This window comes from Amycolatopsis vastitatis (genome assembly GCF_002234595.1).
Lineage (GTDB): Bacteria > Actinomycetota > Actinomycetes > Mycobacteriales > Pseudonocardiaceae > Amycolatopsis > Amycolatopsis vastitatis.
On record NZ_NMUL01000039.1, the window covers coordinates 181,910 to 201,730 of the forward strand.

The 19,821-nt window shown below is 71.3% G+C and carries 17 protein-coding genes; 11 read left to right on the forward strand and 6 right to left on the reverse strand.

The genetic code is table 11. The features are described from left to right. Window positions 1-2: 2 nt before the first annotated feature. Window positions 3-629 (reverse strand): YigZ family protein, encoded by a 627-nt coding sequence (locus tag CF165_RS33715; RefSeq protein WP_093951626.1) that lies wholly within the window; start codon window positions 627-629, stop codon window positions 3-5. 536 nt (window positions 630-1,165) lie between these two features. Here CF165_RS33715 and gltB point away from each other — a divergent pair. Further along, on the forward strand, window positions 1,166-5,749 hold the full coding sequence (gene gltB, locus CF165_RS33720; RefSeq protein ID WP_093951627.1) for a glutamate synthase large subunit: 4,584 nt from the start codon (window positions 1,166-1,168) through the stop codon (window positions 5,747-5,749). After that, window positions 5,742-7,193: a glutamate synthase subunit beta gene (locus CF165_RS33725; RefSeq protein ID WP_093951628.1), complete on the forward strand. Its 1,452-nt coding sequence runs from the start codon at window positions 5,742-5,744 to the stop codon at window positions 7,191-7,193. The genes gltB and CF165_RS33725 overlap by 8 nt, the downstream gene beginning before the upstream one ends. Before the next feature lie 58 nt (window positions 7,194-7,251). On the opposite strand, the gene CF165_RS33730 is transcribed toward CF165_RS33725, so the two are convergent. After that, complete coding sequence (locus CF165_RS33730; protein ID WP_093951629.1) at window positions 7,252-8,124, reverse strand: SDR family oxidoreductase; 873 nt, start codon at window positions 8,122-8,124, stop codon at window positions 7,252-7,254. An 84-nt stretch (window positions 8,125-8,208) separates the two neighbouring features. On the opposite strand from CF165_RS33730, the gene CF165_RS33735 reads away from it, so the two are divergent. Further along, a complete protein-coding gene (locus tag CF165_RS33735; RefSeq protein ID WP_093951630.1) occupies window positions 8,209-8,781 on the forward strand; it encodes a TetR/AcrR family transcriptional regulator in 573 nt (190 codons plus the stop codon). Between the two features lie 38 nt (window positions 8,782-8,819). Here the strand turns inward: CF165_RS33735 and CF165_RS33740 are convergent, their stop codons facing one another. Then, a complete protein-coding gene (locus CF165_RS33740) occupies window positions 8,820-9,806 on the reverse strand; it encodes an ArsR/SmtB family transcription factor (RefSeq protein ID WP_093951631.1) in 987 nt (328 codons plus the stop codon). A 266-nt stretch (window positions 9,807-10,072) separates the two neighbouring features. Here CF165_RS33740 and CF165_RS33745 point away from each other — a divergent pair, with 266 nt between their 5' ends. From CF165_RS33745 to CF165_RS33755, 3 genes are all read left to right on the forward strand, one after another. Continuing rightward, on the forward strand, window positions 10,073-10,702 hold the full coding sequence (locus CF165_RS33745; RefSeq protein ID WP_093951632.1) for an RICIN domain-containing protein: 630 nt from the start codon (window positions 10,073-10,075) through the stop codon (window positions 10,700-10,702). 108 nt (window positions 10,703-10,810) lie between these two features. Next, window positions 10,811-11,974 (forward strand): PucR family transcriptional regulator, encoded by a 1,164-nt coding sequence (locus tag CF165_RS33750; RefSeq protein ID WP_093951633.1) that lies wholly within the window; start codon window positions 10,811-10,813, stop codon window positions 11,972-11,974. A 132-nt stretch (window positions 11,975-12,106) separates the two neighbouring features. Then, on the forward strand, window positions 12,107-12,550 hold the full coding sequence (locus CF165_RS33755) for a peptidase inhibitor family I36 protein (RefSeq protein WP_093951634.1): 444 nt from the start codon (window positions 12,107-12,109) through the stop codon (window positions 12,548-12,550). 57 nt (window positions 12,551-12,607) lie between these two features. On the opposite strand, the gene CF165_RS33760 is transcribed toward CF165_RS33755, so the two are convergent. Then, the gene (locus tag CF165_RS33760; protein WP_093951635.1) at window positions 12,608-13,504 is read right to left on the reverse strand and encodes an ROK family protein; all 897 of its coding nucleotides are present in this window, start codon (window positions 13,502-13,504) and stop codon (window positions 12,608-12,610) included. Between the two features lie 191 nt (window positions 13,505-13,695). On the opposite strand from CF165_RS33760, the gene CF165_RS33765 reads away from it, so the two are divergent. From CF165_RS33765 to CF165_RS33775, 3 genes are all read left to right on the forward strand, one after another. Beyond that, entirely contained in the window at window positions 13,696-13,905 is a 210-nt protein-coding gene (locus CF165_RS33765; protein WP_093951636.1) for a CbtB domain-containing protein, read from the forward strand. Between the two features lie 19 nt (window positions 13,906-13,924). Beyond that, the gene (locus CF165_RS33770; RefSeq protein ID WP_093951637.1) at window positions 13,925-14,668 is read left to right on the forward strand and encodes a CbtA family protein; all 744 of its coding nucleotides are present in this window, start codon (window positions 13,925-13,927) and stop codon (window positions 14,666-14,668) included. A 72-nt stretch (window positions 14,669-14,740) separates the two neighbouring features. Then, window positions 14,741-15,373, forward strand: coding sequence for a DUF4190 domain-containing protein (locus CF165_RS33775; protein ID WP_093951638.1), 633 nt, complete (start codon window positions 14,741-14,743; stop codon window positions 15,371-15,373). 3 nt (window positions 15,374-15,376) lie between these two features. Here CF165_RS33775 and CF165_RS33780 read toward each other — a convergent pair whose 3' ends face one another. Together CF165_RS33780 and CF165_RS33785 are read right to left on the reverse strand one after the other, a co-directional pair. Next, complete coding sequence (locus CF165_RS33780) at window positions 15,377-16,858, reverse strand: cobyric acid synthase (RefSeq protein WP_093951639.1); 1,482 nt, start codon at window positions 16,856-16,858, stop codon at window positions 15,377-15,379. Continuing rightward, window positions 16,855-17,931: a cobalamin biosynthesis protein gene (locus CF165_RS33785; RefSeq protein WP_093951710.1), complete on the reverse strand. Its 1,077-nt coding sequence runs from the start codon at window positions 17,929-17,931 to the stop codon at window positions 16,855-16,857. The genes CF165_RS33780 and CF165_RS33785 overlap by 4 nt, the downstream gene beginning before the upstream one ends. A 36-nt stretch (window positions 17,932-17,967) precedes the next feature. Here CF165_RS33785 and CF165_RS33790 point away from each other — a divergent pair, with 36 nt between their 5' ends. Next, on the forward strand, window positions 17,968-18,648 hold the full coding sequence (locus CF165_RS33790) for a bifunctional adenosylcobinamide kinase/adenosylcobinamide-phosphate guanylyltransferase (RefSeq protein WP_093951640.1): 681 nt from the start codon (window positions 17,968-17,970) through the stop codon (window positions 18,646-18,648). Between the two features lie 13 nt (window positions 18,649-18,661). Further along, window positions 18,662-19,675: a nicotinate-nucleotide--dimethylbenzimidazole phosphoribosyltransferase gene (gene cobT / locus CF165_RS33795; RefSeq protein ID WP_093951641.1), complete on the forward strand. Its 1,014-nt coding sequence runs from the start codon at window positions 18,662-18,664 to the stop codon at window positions 19,673-19,675. Window positions 19,676-19,821 lie beyond the last annotated feature (146 nt).

The window sequence follows — 19,821 nt, forward strand, 5'->3', positions numbered from 1 at the left end:
GTTCAGGCGGTGATCCAGTGGTCGCCCAGGGAAGTTGTGGTGGCTTCGCCGTTGGTCTGGTCGGCGAGCCAGCTGGCGAAAGCGTCGGTCTCGGCCCGCGCGAGGCCGATCTCGAAGTGGGCCTGCTCCTCGAAGCGGGTCGCGTGGAGGAGGTACGGCGACGCGCGCAGGTCGTTCTCCAGCCGGCCCGCGCGGTCGTAGCTGACCGCCACTTCGACGAGACTGAGACGCCGGTGTTCTAGTACACCAACAACTTCCAGTGCGTCCGAAACGGACTGACCGTACGCGCGGATGAGCCCGCCGGCCCCCAACAGCACCCCGCCGAAGTACCGCGTCACCACCGCCACGGTGTCGGTCAGTTCGCGGCGGCGCAGCACTTCCAGCATCGGCGTGCCCGCGGTGCCCGCCGGCTCGCCGTCGTCGCTGGACCGCTGAGTTCGCCCATCCGGCCCCAAAACGAAGGCGTGACAGTGGTGCCGCGCCTGAGGATCGGCGCGACGGCGGGCCGCGATGAACTCGCGCGCGGCCTCCTCCGAGGTCACGGGAGCGAGCGCGCACAGGAACCGGGAGCGCTTGATCTCGATCTCGTGGACCCCTGAGCGAGCCACGGAGAGATAACGATCAGCCATCGGACCGGTCCGCCATGTACCCAGCTTCTCACCCCGCGACGACGTCACGACACGCACCCTGGACCACTTGGGACACACGTTTCCGCAGGTCACGGCGCTCTCATACCGCCGGCCGGGAGGTCCAGCCCGGCATATGGGACTACCCCCGGTGCCGTCAACGCAAGCGTGGCATTTCCCACCCGGGCGCAACGACGTATGTCGATAACAGCGAATTCACACTATCGTCATAAGACCCCGGCGAACCCGGGAGTAACACCGCGCGCTCCGCCCGGCCCCCACCCTTCAGTGGCCGGTCTGTGCGCGCACGCAGGACCCGACATGTTCGGCTGCCCAGTGTCGTGCGGCCTCCCAGATGCTCCGCTTCCGGTTTCCGGGCCACAGAGCCCGGCCGATCCTTCGCGGCATCTTGCACTTCGACAACAGCAACTGTTCTCGACTGACCATCGCGGTACCGGACCACTTCGTTAACCGGTTCAGCAAGAACCACTCGATGGAGTGAGTACCGGTCGCGCCAACGCCTTGGGAGGCGGCCAGCCGTGACCCACCGTGCCAGTTCCCTGCCCCCGTCCGGGGAGCAGCTCAGCAACGCCGAGGCCAAGGGCCTCTACCGGAGCGACTACGAACACGACGCCTGCGGTGTCGCCTTCGTCGCCGACCTAACCGGGCGAAGGGATCATTCGATCGTCGCCAAGGCCTTGGTCGCGTTGCGCAACCTGGAACATCGCGGAGCACGCGGCGCCGAACCGGACACCGGCGACGGCGCCGGACTGCTCATCCAGATCCCGGACGAGTTCTACCGCGAGGTCGTGGACTTCGAGCTCCCCGAGCCGGGTACCTACGCCGTCGGCACGGCTTTCCTGCCGCAGGACGAAAAGCGCCGCGGCCGGGCCATGACGACCATCGAGCGCATCGCGGCGGAAGAGGACATGCGCGTCCTCGGCTGGCGCGAACTGCCGGTGCACACCGAGCACTGCGGGCCGACCGCGGCCGAGACCATGCCGCACTTCACGCAGCTGTTCCTCGCCGCGCGCCGCCCGAAACCGGAGCATTCGGACCCGCTGCACATCGAGCGCAGCGCGTTCTGCGTCCGCAAGCGCGCCGAGCACGAGCTCGTCGAGGACACCGGGGAACCGGCTGTGTACTTCTCCTCTTTGTCTTCGCGCACGATCGTCTACAAAGGAATGCTCACCGAGCCCCAGGTCGCGCGGTTCTTCGCCGACCTGACCGACGAGCGCGTCACGAGCGCCATCGGCCTGGTGCACTCCCGCTTCTCCACCAACACGTTCCCGTCGTGGCCGCTGGCGCACCCCTACCGGTACGTCGCGCACAACGGCGAGATCAACACGTTGCGCGGCAACCGCAACTGGATGGACGCCCGCGAGGCGCTGCTCGAGACCGACCTGATCCCCGGCGACCTCAAGCGGATCTACCCGGTGATCACGCGCGGCGCCAGCGACTCCGCGTCCTTCGACGAGGTCCTCGAGCTGCTCCACCTCGGCGGCCGCTCGCTGCCCCACGCCGTCCTGATGATGATCCCGGAGGCCTGGGAGAACCACCAGGAGATGGACCCCGCGCGGCGTGCGTTCTACGAGTTCCACTCGACGCTGATGGAGCCGTGGGACGGCCCGGCGCTCGTCGCCTTCACCGACGGCTCCCAGATCGGGGCCGTCCTCGACCGCAACGGCCTCCGCCCCGGCCGGTACTGGGTGACCGACGACGGGCTCGTCGTGCTCGCCTCCGAAGTCGGCGTGCTCGACATCGACCCGGCGACGATCGTCCGGAAGGGACGCCTCGAACCCGGCCGGATGTTCCTCGTGGACACCGCCGAAGGCCGGATCATCGAGGACGAGGAGGTCAAAACCGAACTGGCCACCGCGCACCCGTACGACGAATGGGTCGAAGCCGGCCTGCTCCAGCTGGAAGACCTGCCGGAGCGCGACCGCGAAGTGCCGCTGCACGCCACGCTCGTCCGCCGCCAGCAGTCGTTCGGCTACACCGAGGAAGAGCTCGAAGCCATCCTCGAGCCGATGGCCCGCACCGGCGCGGAGCCGATCGGCTCGATGGGCAACGACTCGCCGATCGCGACGCTCTCCAGCCGCCCGCGGCTGATCTTCGACTACTTCATCCAGCTGTTCGCCCAGGTGACGAACCCGCCGCTGGACGCCATCCGCGAGGAGCTCGTCACCGCGCTCGGCACGCAGATCGGCGCCGAGCCGAACCTTCTGGTCGGCGACGCCGCGAGCTGCCGCCGGATCGCGCTGCCGTTCCCGGTGCTCGACAACGACCAGCTCGCCAAGCTGGTGCACGTCAACGACGACGGCGACCTGCCCGAGTTCCAGGCGGTCACCGTGCTCGGCCGGTACAACGTCCACGGCGGCGGCGACGCGCTCATCAAGCGGCTGGACGAGATCCGCGCCGAAGTCTCCGAAGCGATCGAGGACGGCGCGCGGCTGATCGTGCTGTCCGACCGCGGCGTCGACGAGAACCACGCGCCGATCCCCTCGCTGCTGCTGACCGGCGCGGTGCACCACCACCTCGTCCGCGAGAAGACGCGCACGCAGGTCGGCCTCATCGTCGAGGCCGGCGACGCGCGCGAGGTGCACCACATCGCGCTGCTGATCGGTTACGGCGTCGCCGCGGTGAACCCGTACCTGGCGATGGCGACCGTCGAGGAGATGGCCCACCAGGGCTTGATTCCCGGTGTGACGCCGAAGCAGGCGACGCAGAACCTGATCAAGGCACTCGGCAAGGGCGTCCGCAAGACGATGTCGAAGATGGGCGTTTCGACCGTCGCGTCCTACACCGGCGCGCAGATCTTCGAAGCGATCGGGCTCGGCGAAGAGGTCATCGAGAACTGCTTCACCGGCACGACGTCCCGCCTCGGCGGGGTCGGCTTCGACACGCTCGCCGACGAGGTCGCGAAGCGGCACAAGTTCGCCTTCCCGGGCGACGGGTTCCACGCGCCGCACCGCGAGCTGGAGACCGGCGCGGACTACCAGTGGCGTCGCGAGGGCGAGCCGCACCTGTTCAACCCGCAGACGGTGTTCAAGCTCCAGCACTCCACGAGGTCCGGCAAGTACGAGGTCTTCAAGGAGTACACGAAGGCCGTCGACGACCAGGCCGAGAAGCTGCTGACGCTGCGCGGGTTGTTCGACTTCAAGTACGGCAAGCGGGCGCCGGTGCCGATCGACGAGGTCGAGCCGGTCTCGGAGATCGTCAAGCGGTTCGCCACCGGCGCGATCTCCTACGGCTCGATCTCCATGGAGATGCACCAGACCCTGGCCATCGCGATGAACCGCCTCGGCGCCAAGTCCAACACCGGCGAAGGCGGCGAAGACGCGGAACGGCTGTACGACCCCGAGCGTCGCAGCGCGGTGAAGCAGGTCGCCTCCGGCCGGTTCGGCGTCACGAGCGAGTACCTCGTCAACGCCGACGACATCCAGATCAAGATGGCGCAGGGCGCGAAGCCCGGCGAAGGCGGGCAGCTGCCCGGCGCGAAGGTGTACCCGTGGATCGCGAAGACGCGGTTCTCGACGCCGGGCGTCGGCCTGATTTCGCCGCCGCCGCACCACGACATCTATTCGATCGAGGACCTGGCCCAGCTGATCCACGACCTCAAGAACGCCAACCCGAACGCGCGCATCCACGTGAAGCTCGTGTCCGAGGTCGGCGTCGGCACGGTCGCCGCGGGCGTCTCCAAGGCGCACGCGGACGTCGTGCTCATCTCGGGTCACGACGGCGGGACCGGCGCCTCGCCGCTGTCGTCGATCAAGCACGCGGGCGGCCCGTGGGAGCTCGGCCTGGCCGAGACGCAGCAGACGCTGCTGGCCAACCGGCTGCGCGACCGCATCGTCGTGCAGACCGACGGCCAGCTCAAGACCGGCCGTGACGTGATCATCGCGGCGCTGCTCGGCGCCGAGGAGTTCGGCTTCGCGACCGCGCCGCTGGTCGTGTCGGGCTGCATCATGATGCGCGTCTGCCACCTCGACACGTGCCCGGTCGGTGTCGCGACGCAGAACCCGAAGCTGCGCGAGAAGTTCAGCGGCAAGGCCGAATACGTCGTCAACTTCTTCGAGTTCATCGCCCAGGAAGTGCGGGAGTACCTGGCGGAGCTGGGGTTCCGGTCGATCGCCGAGGCCGTCGGGCACGCCGAGTTCCTCGACAAGCGCAAGGCGATCGACCACTGGAAGGCGTCCGGGCTCGACCTGTCGCCGATCTTCCACGTCCCGGAGATGGCCCCGGCCGGGCTGCGGCTGCAGCAGACCAAGCAGGACCACGGGCTCGAGAAGGCGCTCGACAACACGCTGATCCAGCTCGCCGAGGGTGCGCTCAACTCCGGCGACAAGGTGCGGCTGGAACTGCCGGTGCGCAACGTCAACCGGACCGTCGGCACCATGCTCGGCTCGGAGCTGACCAAGCGGTGGGGCGGCGAAGGCCTGCCGGACGACACCATCGACGTCACCTTCACCGGCACCGCGGGCCAGTCGTTCGGCGCGTTCGTGCCGAAGGGCATCACGCTGCGGCTGTACGGCGACGGCAACGACTACGTCGGCAAGGGCCTCTCCGGCGGACGGCTGATCGTGCGCCCGCCGAAGGAGGCGCGGATCGCCGCCGAAGACCACATCATCGCCGGCAACGTCATCGCCTACGGCGCGACCAGCGGTGAGATCTTCATCCGCGGCAAGGTCGGCGAGCGGTTCTGCGTCCGCAACTCGGGTGCGCTGGCCGTCGTCGAAGGCGTCGGCGACCACGGCGGCGAGTACATGACCGGTGGCCGGATGGTCGTGCTCGGCCCGATCGGGCGCAACTTCGCGGCCGGCATGTCCGGCGGCATCGCGTACGTGCTGGACCTGCCCGCGCACCGCGTCAACCCGGAGATGGTCGACCTCGACCCGCTCGACTCCGAGGACGCGGACTTCCTGCGCGAAACGCTGGAAAAGCACTACAACGAAACGGAATCCGCGGTCGCGCGGGAGCTGCTGGCCGACTGGGACGCGGGCGTCGACCGCTTCGGGAAGGTCATGCCGAAGGACTACAAGCGCGTGCTCGCCGCCCAGGTGCAGGCCGAGCGCGACGGGCGCGACGTGAACGAGGCGATCATGGAGGCCGCACATGGCTGACCCCAAGGGCTTTCTGACCACCACCCGCGAAGAGCCGAAGCGCCGTCCGGTCGACCTGCGGCTGATGGACTGGCGAGAGGTCTACGAGGACTTCGCCACCACGAAGCTGCAGAAGCAGGCCGGCCGGTGCATGGACTGCGGCATCCCGTTCTGCCACCAGGGCTGCCCGCTCGGGAACCTGATCCCGGAGTGGAACACGCTGACCTGGCGCGAGGACTGGCAGCAGGCGATCGAACGGCTGCACGCCACCAACAACTTCCCGGAGTTCACCGGGACGCTGTGCCCTGCCCCCTGCGAAACCGCGTGCGTGCTCGGGATCAACGACGACCCGGTGACGATCAAGCGGGTCGAGATCTCGATCATCGACCGGGCCTTCGACGAAGGCTGGGTCACGCCGCAGCCGCCGACGTCGAAGACCGGCAAGAAGGTCGCGGTCGTCGGGTCCGGGCCGTCGGGTCTTGCCGCGGCGCAGCAGCTCACGCGCGCGGGCCACAGCGTCGTAGTCCTCGAGCGGGCCGACAAGATCGGCGGGCTGCTGCGCTACGGCATCCCCGAGTTCAAGATGGAGAAGCACCGGCTGGACCGCCGTCTCGCGCAGATGGAAGCCGAAGGCACGGAGTTCCGGACGTCGGTGAACGTCGGCGTGGACATTTCGGCGGCCGAGCTGCAGGCGTCCTATGACGCGGTCGTGCTCGCGGGCGGCGCGACCGACTGGCGCGACCTGCCGATCCCCGGCCGCGAGCTCGACGGCATCCACCAGGCGATGGAGTTCCTCCCGCCGGCCAACCGGGTCGCCTCCGGCGAGCTTTCCGAGTCGCCCTACTCGGCCGCGGGCCTCGACGTCGTCGTGATCGGCGGCGGCGACACGGGCGCGGACTGCGTCGGGACGTCACACCGCCAGGGCGCGAAGTCGGTGACGCAGCTGGAGATCATGCCTCGCCCGCCCCAGGAGCGTTCCGACGCCCACCCGTGGCCGACGTACCCGATGATCTACCGGGTGTCCTCGGCGCACGAAGAGGGCGGCGAGCGGCTGTACGCGGTGAACACGCAGGAGTTCCTGGGTGACGACTCCGGCCGGGTGCGCGCGCTGAAGCTGGTCGAGGTGCGCAACGAGGGCGGCAAGTTCGTCCCGGTGCCCGGTTCGGAGCGCGACCTGCCCGCGCAGCTCGTCCTGCTGGCGATGGGCTTCCTCGGGCCGCAGAAGAAGGGCCTCATCGAGGATCTCGGCGTCGAATTGGACGCGCGGGGCAACGTGGCGCGCGACAAGGCGTTCAAGACGAGCCTGGACAACGTGTTCGTGGCCGGCGACATGGGCCGCGGCCAGTCCCTGATCGTCTGGGCGATCGCGGAAGGCCGCTCGGCGGCGGCCGGCGTCGACGCCTACCTGACCGGGCGCGAGGTGCTGCCCCGGCCGATCGCGCCGACGGACCGGCCGATCGCGTAAGACCCCAGCGCCGGCGGAGGTGTCACCGTCGCCACCTCCGCCGGCGCTGCTCCACTTCTCAGCCGTAGTAACCCTTTTCGAGGTCCTCCAGCAGCCCCGGGTGCACGGGCCGCCAGCCGAGCAGCTCCTGGGTCTTCGCGCTGGACGCCGGCTGGTCGAGCCCGAGCAGCGCGCCCAGGAAGCCGAGCTCCTCGGCCGCCACGGACGTGACCGGCAGGCCGAGACGGCGGCCCACCACTTCGGCGACCTCGCGGATCGGCACGCCTTCGTCGCCCACCGCGTGCAGCACCGATCCCGCGGGCGCCTGTTCCAGGGCCAGGCGGAACAGGTGCGCCGCGTCCGAGACGTGCACGGCGGGCCAGCGCTGCGTCCCGTCGCCGACGTAGGCCGCGATGCCCTTCTGGCGCCCGAGGCCGGCCAGCCGCGCGATGAGCCCGTGGACGTCGCCTTCCCCGTGCACCGAGCGCGGCAGCCGCACGAGAGACGCGCGGACCCCACGCTCCGCCGTGGCGAGCACCGCGCGGGCGTTGTCCCCGCGGCCGGCCACCGGGCCCGCGAAGACAGGGTCGTCCTGCTCGGTCGCCGCGCGCCCGGGCACCATCGGCGTCCCCGAGGCGGCCACGAACACCTTGCCGCCCAGTACCTCGCCCATGGCGGCGACCGCAGCCGCGTCCGTGCGGATCGAGGCTTCCATCCCGGCGAAGTCGTGGCCGAAGGCGAGGTGGACGACGCCGTCGGCGCCTTCCGCGCCCGCTCGGAGCGTTTCGAGGTCGTCCAGCTCGCCGCGGAGCACCTCGGCGCCCCTTTCTTCGACCGCCGTCGCCGCGGCGTCCGAACGGGCCAGCCCGACGACCTCGTGCCCCGCGCCGAGCAGTTCGGGCACGAGGGCCGAGGCGATCCAGCCGGACGCACCGGTGACGAACACACGCATGAGAGCCTCCCGTTTGATGATGACACCTGGTGCCATCACCCTAGCACCGTGACGGCACCAAGTGTCATCGCCTAGGCTGGAGGCATGAGCCGCTGGGAGCCGAACACGCGGGTGCGACTGCTGGACGCCGCGCTCGACCTGTTCGGCGGGCGGGGGTACGACAGCGTCACGGTCGCCGAGATCGCCGAGCGGGCCGGGCTGACGAAACGGACCTTCTTCCGCCACTTCACCGACAAGCGTGAAGTGCTCTTCGCGGGTCAAGAGGCCTTGAGCCGGATCTTCGCCGAAGCGATCACGGCTGTTCCCGCGTCCGCGAGCCCGATGGAAGCGGTCGCGGCGGCTTTGGCGGCCGCCGCGGCACCCTTCGGGCCGCAGCGGCGGGAACGGGCGAAGCAGGTCCAAGCCGTCGTCGCCGGCCACAGCGACCTGCGAGAGCGTGAGCTGCTCAAGCACGCGACGCTCACCGCCGCGATGGCGGGCGCCCTGCGGGAACGCGGAGTGCCGGCCCCGGCCGCGAGCCTCGCCGCGGAGATCGGCGGGCTCGCCTTCACGACCGGCTTCGCCCGCTGGATCGAGCCCGGCAACGAGCGGGAGTTCGCCGAACTCGCCCGCGAGGCGCTGGACGAGCTGGTCGCGGCGACCGCCACCCTCGGCTGACACCTGCCTCGAACCGTCCTCTGTGGACATCCACCGAACTAGCTGTCGAGGAGTGCGCTTCCCAGCGGGGTGAGCGAGTGCAGCACCGTATTGCGCTCCCGGTGCGTGATGATCAGCCCCGCGCGCCGGAGCACCGTGGTGTGCTTGCTGACCGCCGACGGCGTGACACCCAGCCGCGCCGCGAGTTCCGACGTCGAGCAGCCCACGGCCAGGACCGCCAGCGCCGCCGCGCGGGTCGGGCCCAGCAGGTCCGCCAGCGCGTTGCCCGGCGTCTTCCGGGCCCCGCGGTCGAACCCGGCGGGGTGCGCGGCGTGGCGGACGCACGGGTAGTGCAGCCGCGGGGTGCCGCCGGGGGACGGCGGGACCAGCGCCGGGCACACCTGGAAGTACGTCGGGACCAGCAGCAGGCCCGTCCCTTCCGACGGGAGCGTCGCGGGGATCCCGTCGTCGGTCTCCAGGACCGGCGCCGTCCAGCGCACCTTCGGGCGCAGGCCGGTCAGCAGCGCGTCGATCCCGCCGTGGAGCAGTACCTGCGTGCGCATCCCGAGATCGGCGTCCACCTGGGCGCACACGACGTCCCAGCCCGGCGCGAGCGCGACGTCGTGGTACTCCTGCATGGCCTGCACCAGCCGGGGCAGGCCCGCGGTGTCGCCGTCGGCGAGCGCCGCCGCCCACGCGGGCAGGTCGCGCTCGGCCGGGGCGGTGCGCAGCGCGGTCTTCAGGCTCACCGGTTCGGCCCGCAGCACCGCCGCGAGCCCGGACTCCAGGTCGTAGCGCCCCGCCGCGGGCAGCAGGAACTCCGGGATCGGGGCGTCCGGGCGGCAGAGCCACATCAGCACCGACGCCGAGTCCGGCAGCCCCTGCCACACCCGGTGCCGCCACCGGTTGAACGCCGCCGACGCCGCGTTGCGGCCACCGTCGCGCCGCTGCAGCACCTGCAGGCTCGCGGCGAGCTCCCCCATCGGGTCGGCCGCGGCCGCGAGGCGGGCTCGGACGAGGTCCTGCAACGTCAGTTCGATCCGCACGGTCCCCCCGGGGTGTCTGCCCGTCCATCGGGCGGAGATCTCGATCCGTTACATACCTGACCTGCGTTTTTGCCCCTCCGGGAAATCTCCTCGACGGACGCCGGGCGGCACTGAATGATGGCTGAAGAGACCGCTTTCGGGGGTTTGACGGTCTCGACGAGGGGGAATTGCCGGCCGACTCAGCGCCGGGCCGCTGCGGCCCGGAGCCGGTCGCCGCACGCCTTCGTCGTCAGCTACGCGAAACGATGCCGGAAAAAAGGGGAACGATGACGAAGATGAAGCGCCTGATGGTGACGGTCGCCGCGGCGGCGGGCCTGTTCGGCCTGATCGCCGTGCCGCAGGCCGGCGCGGCCGACGGCAAGGGGACGCCGGTCACGTCGCTCGGCCAGATCAAGCTGCGCCCGGCCAAGGTGGCGGGGGCCGCGAAGCAGCAGCGCTCGGCCAACACCATGGCCGCGCAGGCCGTCGACCCGGGGCCGTACCTGCTGGAGTCCGTGGGCTTCGGGCGCTGCTGGGACGCCGACCTGAACACCATCAACGCCAACGGCACGAAGATGCAGCTCTGGGACTGCAACGACACCGCGCCCAACCAGGCGTTCTGGCTGACCCAGAACCCGGAGGGCTACTACCGGTTCCAGAACTACCAGAGCGGCCGCTACCTCGACGCCGACCTGAACTCCATCAACGGCAACGGCACGAAGATCCAGCTGTGGGACTTCATGGCCGGCGGCAAGAACCAGTGGTGGACCCTCGCCGAAATCCCCGAGGGCTACCTGCGTCTGCAGACCCCGGCCAGCCCGCGCTACCTGACCGCCGAGGGCACGGCGGGCGGCAACGGCACGCGCCTGCAGCTGTGGGACTTCATCGCGGGTGGCAAGTCGCAGTGGTGGCAGTGATCCGCATGCGCGACTGAACGCGGGCCCCGAGTCTCTCGGGGCCCGCGTTTCCGCACGTCGAAGCCGAACGGCACCCGTTACCCGCCCGGGCAGGGAGGACGGATCGACATGAGTGGCCTGCTGGAACAGCTGATGAAACGGTCCGACGCCAATGCGCGGGCCGAGGTGAAAGCCTACGAACGCGAGCTTCCGGATTACCGGGTCCACGCCGAAGATCCCCGTTCCCGGGCGGAAATGCTGGATTACGCCGTGTGGTTCCGCCGCCACACCGTCGAACTGGTCTCGGAAAGCCGCCGGCTTTCCGACGAAGACCTTTCCTTCATCGGGGACATCGGCCGGAAACGGGCCGAAGAAGGGTTCTCCACCGGCGCGGCGCAACGTGTCCTCGCGTTGCACGCCACTTTGATGTTGCGTGAGATCAACGAAGTGGCCGACGGCGACGACCTCGAGGAGCTGCTGCGCCTCACGGCCTGGTTCGGCGAGCAGGGCACCCGGGGCAGCGGCTCCTACCTCGACGGGTACCTGGCCGCACAGCGGCTCCGGCTTTCGGTGGGCAAGCGGCTGCGCGACCTCGTCGACCTGCTGCTGGCCGGTGACCTGTCGGCGCCCGGCCTCGCCCGCGACCTCGGCGTCTGCCTGCACGACCGCTACGTCACGGTGGTGATGCGGTTTCCCGGCCGGCCGTCCTGCCGCGGTGATCACGACGACGACCTCGTCGAGTCGGTGTTCAAGATGCACGCCGTGCCGATCGCCTGGCACCGGCCGGACGAGCTCCTCGCGCTGCTGCCCGTGTGTTCTCCGCCGGAGGAGTCGCCGGACGACGCGCTGCCGGTGGTGCGGGACATCGCCGAGGTGGTGGCGGGTCCCTGCCGCGTCGGCGTCGCGACCGGTCCGGCGGGCAAGCTGCCCGAGGCCGTGTCCACGGCACGCCAGGTGGCCGAGGTCGCGCCGGTGCAGCGGGTGCCGCACACCGTGTGCGGGATCGCGGACGTTTTCGTCGAGCTCGGTGTCGTGCGGGTGCCCGAGGTGGACCAGTGGCTCCGCGACGTCGCGCGGCGGCTCGCGAACGGCCCGGACCTGGTGCGGACGCTCGACGTCTACTACCGCAACGACATGAACCGGCTCCGCGCCGCTGTCGCGCTGCACATCCATCCCCGGACCCTCGACTACCGCCTCCGGCGGGTGCGGGAGGTGACCGCGGTCGATCCCGGCTCGACGAAGGGCGTCCGCGTCCTCACCGCGGCCGTCGCCCGCCTGCTGGCCGGCGCCTGAAGCTGATTGCGCGTCGTGCCAACCGGGCGGCCGGCGCGGGACGCGGATTTGCGAGATATGCCAACGAATTCCCCCGAGCGCGCCCGTAAGCTCGACCCTGCGTTACCGCCCACAGAAAGGGAGTAATAGCAGATGTCGACGTTTCGATCCCGTTTTGCCGCACTCGCGGGAATCGGCTCAGCCTTTTTCCTGACGATCACCGGAATCGCCACGGCCGCGCCGGTGACTCCGGCCGCGCTGCCGGCCGCCGTCCTCGACAGCTGCCCGGCGAGTTCGGTCTGCCTGTACGAACACAAGGACTTCGGGGGGAAGGTCCTGGTCATCCCGGCCGGCGCGGCCTACCCGGACCTCCGTGCTTTCGCCTGCCAGGATTGCCGCAGCTCCAAACACAACAACAACGACGGAACGTGGTCCGATCAGCTGAGCTCGTGGGTGAACAACACGGGACAGGTGTATTGCTGGTATTGGAACGAGAACTACGCCAAACGCAATGACCCGCTGATGAACGCGGGCACGGCAAGCAGCTACGTCGGCAAGGACCCGAACGACCAGGCGTCTTCCATCGGTCCCTGCTGACCCGCCGCCCTCCGGTTCGTGAAGGCCCCCTCGGGCGCCTTCACGAACTCGGGCGGGTCAGGCGTCGAGCAGGTCCAGGGCCAGCAGACCCGCGCCGAGCCGCCCGGCCTCGTCGCCCAGCTTCGCGATCCGCAGCTCCGGCATCTTCTGGAACGTCAGGTGCGCGGCCAGCCAAGCCCGTACCGGCTCGAGCACGTAGTCCGAGGCGGTGAACAGCCCGCCGCCCAGGACGATCACCTCGGGACCCAGCAGCGTCAGCAGCGTGCGGATCCCGTGCCCGAGCCCGTCGAGCGCGTCCTGGACCACCGCCACCGCCACCTCGTCGCCGTGACGGGCCAGGTCCACCACCTCGCGGGCACCGTCGGCCGGGCGGCCCGTGCGCTCGGTGTAGCGGCGGGCGATCGCGGCCGCCGACGAGATCGCCTCCAGACAGCCGGTCGCGCCGCAGCCGCACTTGCCGGGGTGGCCGACGTCGATGTGCCCGACCTCGCCCGCCTGCCCGTGCGCCCGGTGGATCCGGCCGTCGAGCAGGAGCGCGGCCGCGATCCCGGTGCCGACCGGGATGAACGCCGCGTTCGCCGCGCCCTGCCCGGCGCCGACCCGGAACTCGGCGATGCCGCCCGCGGTGACGTCGTGGCCGAACGCCACCGGCAGCCCGAGCCGTCCCTCCAGCAGCTCGCCGAAGGGGACTTCGCGCCAGTCGAGGTTGGCCGAGAAGTGGCAGACGCGCGTCTGTTCGTCCACGATCCCGGGCACGACCACGCCGACCGCCGCCGGCTGCCCGGTGCCCGCCTGCTCCGCCAGCGCGGCCACGATGTCCGCGACCTGCGCGGCCAGCGCCGTCCCGTCCGCGCTGCGCGCCGTCTCCGCCCGCAATGCCGCCTGGGGCTGGAGCCGCTCGTCGAGCAGCGCTGCCTTGATCGTCGTCCCGCCCACATCGAGGGCCGCCACCATTCGAGTCACCGCGGCATTGTCACATTGACGCGCCCGGAAGCGCGGACCTACGCTCAACCGGCCAGACGACGGATTCCGGAACGCGGTGCAAGTCCGCGCGGTCGCGCCACTGTGACCCCTGCCAGGGGAAGCCAGACCCGGACCGTCGTGACCGACCCCGATGAGGCCGCGAAAGCCCGAGGAGGCCACCAATGACCCACACGGCAGCTCCCGCCGTTCCGCTCCCGATCCGCATCCCGGTCCGTGAGATCGTGCCGTGGGCGGTGTTCGTGGTGCTCCTCGCCCTGATCGCGCTCTACTTCGTGAGCGCCGAACAGGGCGCCACGGCGGTCTTCGCGAACTCCTACGTCCACGAGTTCGTGCACGACGGCCGGCACCTGCTGGCCTTCCCCTGCCACTGATCGGCGGGCACGCGCTCCCATGATGAAGACCCTTCTGGTCCGCGGCATGCTCGCGGGCCTGATCGCCGGCGTGCTCGCGTTCGGGTTCGCCTACGCCTTCGGCGAGCCGTCGGTGAACGCCGCCATCGGGCTCGAGGAGTCCGCCGGCCACACCCATTCCCCCGACGCCGCACCCGCTCAGGAACACGAAGAAGAACTCGTCCCCCGGGACATCCAGAGCACGGTCGGCCTGCTGACCGGCGTGCTGGTCTACGGCGTCGCGATCGGCGGATTGCTCTCGCTCGGGTTCGCGTTCGCCCAGGGACGGCTCGGCAGCCTCCGCCCGCGGGTGACGGCGCTGCTGCTGACCGCGGGCGCGTTCGCCGTGGTGTTCCTGGTGCCGTTCCTGAAGTACCCGGCCAACCCGCCCGCGGTGGGTCAGCCGGGCACGATCGGCTCGCGGACCGAGCTGTACTTCGGGTTCGTCGCCGTCTCGCTGCTGGCCGGCATCCTCGCCACGGTGTTCGGCCGCAAGCTCGCGGATCGCCTCGGCGCGTGGAACGGCTTCCTGCTCGCCGCGGCGGGCTACCTCGTCGTGATCGGCGTGGTCGCCTGGCTGATGCCGGTGGTCGACGAGGTCCCGGCGTCGTTCCCGGCGTCGACGCTGTGGAGTTTCCGGACAGCCTCGGTCGGCACCCAGCTGACGCTGTGGCTGGCGCTGGGACTGGCGTTCGGCGCGTTCGCGGAGAAGGCGCTGAACCGGAAGGCCGCCGTCACCGCCTGAGTGTTCTCCCTGTGCGGTTTCTGTCGGACCGGTTGCCTACACTGCCGACGACAGGACTGCACAGGGGGAACCATGTCCGATGTCGATTCTTCACGCCTGGCGAATTTGACGCCGGGAGCTGCGCCGCCGCCGCCGACGCGCAACCCCTTCGCGGTCGCGTCGCTGGTACTGGGCATCCTCGGCATCTTCGGGTTGTCGCTGCTGGTGGCGCCGATCCTGGGCGTCGTCGCGCTGGTGCAGATACCCAAGCGGAACCAGACCGGGCGCGGTATGGCGATCGCCGGGATCGTGCTGAGTGTGGTGTGGGCCGCGGTGTTCACGGGCGCGCTGATCGTGTCCGTCGACTGGTCGACCGGCGGCGGCACGGCCCCGACCGGGCAGGCGTTGAAGACCGGTGAGTGCTACCTCAAGCAGGACACCGACATCGCCAAGGCGTCCTGCACGAAGCCGCACGACGGCGAAGCGTTCGCCACCTTCACCCTGACGCCGCACACAGGGGCGCCCTCGGACGACGAACTCGAGCAGGCCGCGACGGCGGGCTGCCAGGTCCGGAGCGACCGGTTCTTCGGCTCCGGCGTGGAGCCGGACAGCGGAGAGGTCGTGACGTTCCACCCCGCCGGGGCCGGCTGGGCGGCGGGCAAGCACACCGCCGTCTGCGCGGTCCAGGCGCGGGGCGGGCAGTACCTGGCGCCGTACCGACGCTGAGCCTCAGGGCGCGCCGGGCGGGACGAACGGCAGGTTCGGCGGCGCGCCCCGCTCCAGCAGCGTCTCGAGCACTGCGGTGTCCAGGTGCTCGCCGACGGCGTCCGCCAGCTTGTCCAGCATTTCCTCGCGCAGCTCGCCGAAACCGGGGGCGCCCGGCGCCGGGGCCCAGCCGACGCCCGCCTGCGCCGCCGCTTCGGTGAGCCAGGCGCGGCGGAAGGCGTCGTTCTCGAACGCGCCGTGCCACATCGTGCCCCAGACCGCACCGGCCCGCATACCGTCCAAAAAGGATTCGGTCGCCGTCGCCGACGTGACCGAGCCGTGGTGGATCTCGTAGGCGGCCACCCGGGTGCCGCGCCACTCGCCGACCGGGCGGGCCAGCACCTTCTCCGCGGCGAACGTCACCTTCGCCGGCAGCAGGCCGAGGCCGGCCACCTCGCCCGCCCCGGACTCGACGTCGTCCACAATGGACTCGGCGAGCATCTGGTAGCCGCCGCAGATGCCGAGGACCGGCCGTCCGGCCGCGACCCGGGCCGTCACGGCCGCGTCGAGACCGCGCTCACGCAGCCAGCCGAGGTCGCCGACGGTGGCGCGTGACCCGGGCAGCACCACGACGTCGGCCGCGGCGACCCGGTCGGGGTCGGCGGTCAGCGTGACCGTGACGCCGGGTTCGGCGGCCAGGGCGTCGACGTCGGTGGCGTTGGAGGCGCGCGGGAACCGCACGACGGCCACGTCGAGGCCGGTCTTGAGCGCCTCCCGGCGCCACCCCGCTGCGGCGAGCGCGTCCTCCGAGTCGATCCACACCCGGTCGAGCCACGGCAGGACGCCGAGCACGGGCCGCCCGGTCACCTTCTCGAGGCTGTCCAGGCCGGGCCGCAGCAGGCCGACGTCCCCGCGGAACTTGTTGACCACCCAGCCGGCGACCAGGGCCTGGTCCTCGGCGGAGAGCAGCGCGAGGGTGCCGAACATCGCGGCCAGCACGCCACCGCGGTCGATGTCGCCGACGACGACCACCGGCAGCCCGAACCGCCGCGCGAGCCCCATGTTGACGTAGTCGCCGCCGCGCAGGTTGATCTCCGCGGGGCTCCCGGCGCCTTCGCAGACGACGACGTCGTACCGGCCGCTGAGGTCTTCGAAGGCACCGAAGGCGATCTCGGCGAGCCCCGCCCGGCCGGTGGCGTACTCCCCGGCTTCGAGGGTGCCGAACGGCTTCCCGAGCGCGACGACGTGGCTGCGCCGGTCACTGCCGGGCTTGAGCAGGACGGGGTTCATCGCCGCCTCGGGCTCGGCGCCCGCGGCCCGGGCCTGCACCCACTGGGCCCGGCCGATCTCGGCCCCGTCGCCGCAGACCATCGAGTTGTTGGACATGTTCTGCGCCTTGAACGGCGCAACCCGCACCCCCCGCCGCGCAAGCCACCGGCAGATCCCGGCGGTGACCAGGCTCTTCCCGGCATCGGACGTCGTCCCGGCGACGAGCAGGCCGCTCATCGTGCCACCCCGGTCCGACGGTTCCGGCGCGTGACCCGCTTTTTGTCCACACCCGGGCCGGCAGCGGCGGAGTTGTCCACAGATCGCCGAGCGGGGGTTTTCGTGGCCCGGGAGCCGATAGACTGGTCAGGGGCCGCCCCCCGGGGAGTGGTGGGGGCTGCAGTCGCGGCGATCAGCACCGCCGCCGCGCCGACCAGGCGGGACAAGCGGACCGCGCGGCGCAGGTCCACCGGCTCCGGGTCGCGGCCTTCGCCGAGCCGGGAGCGGCTCTCGATCTCGCCGCCGTAGCTGTTCGTCCCGCCGAGCCGGATGCCCAGCGCGCCGGCGAACGCGGCTTCCACCTGGCCCGCGTTCGGGCTCGGGTGCCGTCCGCCGTCGCGGCGCCAGATCCGCCAGGACTCCCGCGCCCGGCCGCCCGCGCACACCACCGTGAGCGCGGCGCCGATCCGCGACGGCACCAGGTTGGCGACGTCGTCCGCGCGCGCCGCGGCCCAGCCGAAGCGCCGGTAGCGCGCCGAGCGGTAACCGACCATCGCGTCCAGCGTGTTGAGCGCGCGATAGCCGAGGAGACCCGGCACCCCGGCGACGGCACCCCAGAACAGCGGCGCGACCACGGCGTCCGAGGTGTTCTCGGCGATCGACTCGGTGGCCGCGCGGGTGAGCTCAGCGGAGTCGAGCGTCGTCGCGTCGCGCGCGCAGAGGTGCGAGAGTCTCTGACGCGCTTCAGGCACTTCCCCCGCTTCGAGCAGCCGGGCCATTTCGGCGCCTTCGGCGGCGAGACCGCGTCCACCGAGCACGACCCAGGTAGACGCGGCCGTGGCCAAGAAGCGCGCGAAGGGACGTCGCCGCGTCGCCGTCTGAAGCGCGACGCCGAGACCGACGGCACCGAAGGTGCACAACCCCGCGTACGCGACTCCGCGCGGCTTCGAATCAGCCCACAAGCGGTGTTCGAGGCGGGCCGCGGCGGTACCGAAGAGAGCGACCGGATGCCCCTTACGGGGGTCACCGAACAGTGCGTCGGCGACATATCCGGTAACGAGTCCGGCCGCGGTTGTCCCTAGACGGAGTGGCACGTGGCGCACGGTAGCGCGTGCACCAGAATGCCGGGTATGACTGTGCCCAATGCCGCCTCCGCGAAGAAACGTACGTCGGCGGCGCCCAATGCCGCCTCCGCGGGGAAACGTGCGTCGGCGGGGCTGCGCCACCGGCTCGCCGGGTACCTCGAGACCCTGGCACGAACACTGCGCCGGTCCGGACGCGACGAAGGCAAGGTGCTGGTCCTCGGCGGCGTCCGCTCGGGGAAGTCGCGGCACGCCGAGCGGCTCGTCGACCGCCACCCGCACCTCGTCTACGTCGCGCCCGGCCTGCCCGCGGGCGAGGACGACCCCGAATGGGCCGCGCGGGTGGCGGCGCACCAGGCGCGGCGGCCGGCGCACTGGAAGACCGTCGAGACCACCGACCTGGCCGGGATCCTGCGCACGGCGACCGAGCCGCTGCTGATCGACTGCCTCGGCACCTGGCTGTCCCGTGTGCTGGAGGACGTCGGCGCGTGGCGGCAGAAGCCGGGCTGGGAGCACCGGCTGGACGACCGGCTCGAGGACTTCCTCGCCGCGTGGGCCGCGGCGCGGGTGCCGGTGGTCGCGGTCAGCAACGAGGTCGGCAGCGGTGTGGTGCCCGCAACCTCGTCCGGCCGGCTGTTCCGTGATGTGCTGGGCGCACTCAACAACCGGGTGTCCGCCGACGCCGACCGGGTCGTGCTGGTCGTCGCGGGCCGGGCACTCGACCTGTAGCCAGGAGGCGCCCGTGTTCGACGTACCCGTGCCCGACCCCGCCGCCCGCACCGCCGCGCTGGAGCGGCTGGACGGCCTGGTCAAGCCACTCGGCGCGCTGGGCAGGCTGGAGGAGATCGCCGCCTGGCTGGCCGCGGCGCACGGCAGCGTGCCGCCGCGCCCCCTCGACGACGTCCGCGTAGTCGTCTTCGCGGGCGACCACGGCGTGTCGGCTCTCTCGGCGTACCCGCGTGAGGTGACCGCGGCGATGGTCCGGGTGTTCCTGGCCGGCAAGAGCGGCGTGAACGTGCTGGCCGCGCAGGTCGGCGCGAAGGTGCGGGTGGCCGACATCGGCGTCGACTGGGACGGCGCGGACGTGCCCCCCGAGGTGACGGCGCACAAGATCCGCCGCGGCTCGGGCTCGATCGACGTCGAGGACGCGTTGTCGCCGGGCGAAGCGCAGGCGGCGTTCGACGCGGGCCGCGCGATCGCTCTCGAGGAACGCGATGCGGACGTGCTGATCCCCGGCGACATGGGGATCGGCAACACGGCGGTGTGCGCGGCACTGGTGGCGGCGTCGCTGGGCCTGCCCGCGGCGGAGGTGGTCGGCACGGGAACCGGGATCGACGCGGCGGGCCTGGAGCGGAAGACGGCGGCGGTCGCGGCGGCGTTGATGCGGACGGCCGGCCGCACGGAGGACCCGTTCGAGCGCTTGACGGCGCTGGGCAGCGCGTGCCTGGCGGCGACGGCGGGTTTCCTGGTCCAGGCGGCGGTGCTCGGCATCCCGGTGCTGCTGGACGGAGTCTTTTCCGGCGCGGCGGCGTTGGTGGCGCGCGACATCGCGCCGGGAGCGGAGCAGTGGTGGCTGGCCGGGCACCGCTCGACGGAACCTTCGCAGGCGTTCGCGTTGAAGGCGCTGGGCCTGGAGCCGATCTTGGACTTCGGCCTGCGGCTCGGCGAAGGGAGCGGGGCGGTGCAGGCGGTGCCGACGCTGCGCGCCGCCCGCGCGATCTTGGCCGAAATGGGCTTGCTGGCCGACCTGGCATGAAAAGCGCAGCCCCCGCCACTCCCCGCAGGGTTCCGGCGAATCCACCGTCGGACGGATGCGACGTCATGAACGACTCTTTCCTGTCGTCAGACGTCATGAACGAGTCGTTCACGACATCCGGCCACCAGCCCGGCGCACGCTCACGC

Coding starts and splice junctions, on each gene's coding strand:
- CF165_RS33790 (WP_093951640.1), top strand. CDS start 17,968: ATGACTGTGCCCAATGCCGCCTCCGCGAAGAAACGTACGTCGGCGGCG.
- CF165_RS33765 (WP_093951636.1), top strand. CDS start 13,696: ATGACCCACACGGCAGCTCCCGCCGTTCCGCTCCCGATCCGCATCCCG.
- CF165_RS33715 (WP_093951626.1), bottom strand. CDS start 629: ATGGCTGATCGTTATCTCTCCGTGGCTCGCTCAGGGGTCCACGAGATC.
- CF165_RS33735 (WP_093951630.1), top strand. CDS start 8,209: ATGAGCCGCTGGGAGCCGAACACGCGGGTGCGACTGCTGGACGCCGCG.
- CF165_RS33725 (WP_093951628.1), top strand. CDS start 5,742: ATGGCTGACCCCAAGGGCTTTCTGACCACCACCCGCGAAGAGCCGAAG.
- CF165_RS33780 (WP_093951639.1), bottom strand. CDS start 16,858: ATGAGCGGCCTGCTCGTCGCCGGGACGACGTCCGATGCCGGGAAGAGC.
- CF165_RS33755 (WP_093951634.1), top strand. CDS start 12,107: ATGTCGACGTTTCGATCCCGTTTTGCCGCACTCGCGGGAATCGGCTCA.
- CF165_RS33750 (WP_093951633.1), top strand. CDS start 10,811: ATGAGTGGCCTGCTGGAACAGCTGATGAAACGGTCCGACGCCAATGCG.
- CF165_RS33730 (WP_093951629.1), bottom strand. CDS start 8,124: ATGCGTGTGTTCGTCACCGGTGCGTCCGGCTGGATCGCCTCGGCCCTC.
- CF165_RS33770 (WP_093951637.1), top strand. CDS start 13,925: ATGATGAAGACCCTTCTGGTCCGCGGCATGCTCGCGGGCCTGATCGCC.
- CF165_RS33745 (WP_093951632.1), top strand. CDS start 10,073: ATGACGAAGATGAAGCGCCTGATGGTGACGGTCGCCGCGGCGGCGGGC.
- CF165_RS33775 (WP_093951638.1), top strand. CDS start 14,741: ATGTCCGATGTCGATTCTTCACGCCTGGCGAATTTGACGCCGGGAGCT.
- CF165_RS33760 (WP_093951635.1), bottom strand. CDS start 13,504: ATGGTGGCGGCCCTCGATGTGGGCGGGACGACGATCAAGGCAGCGCTG.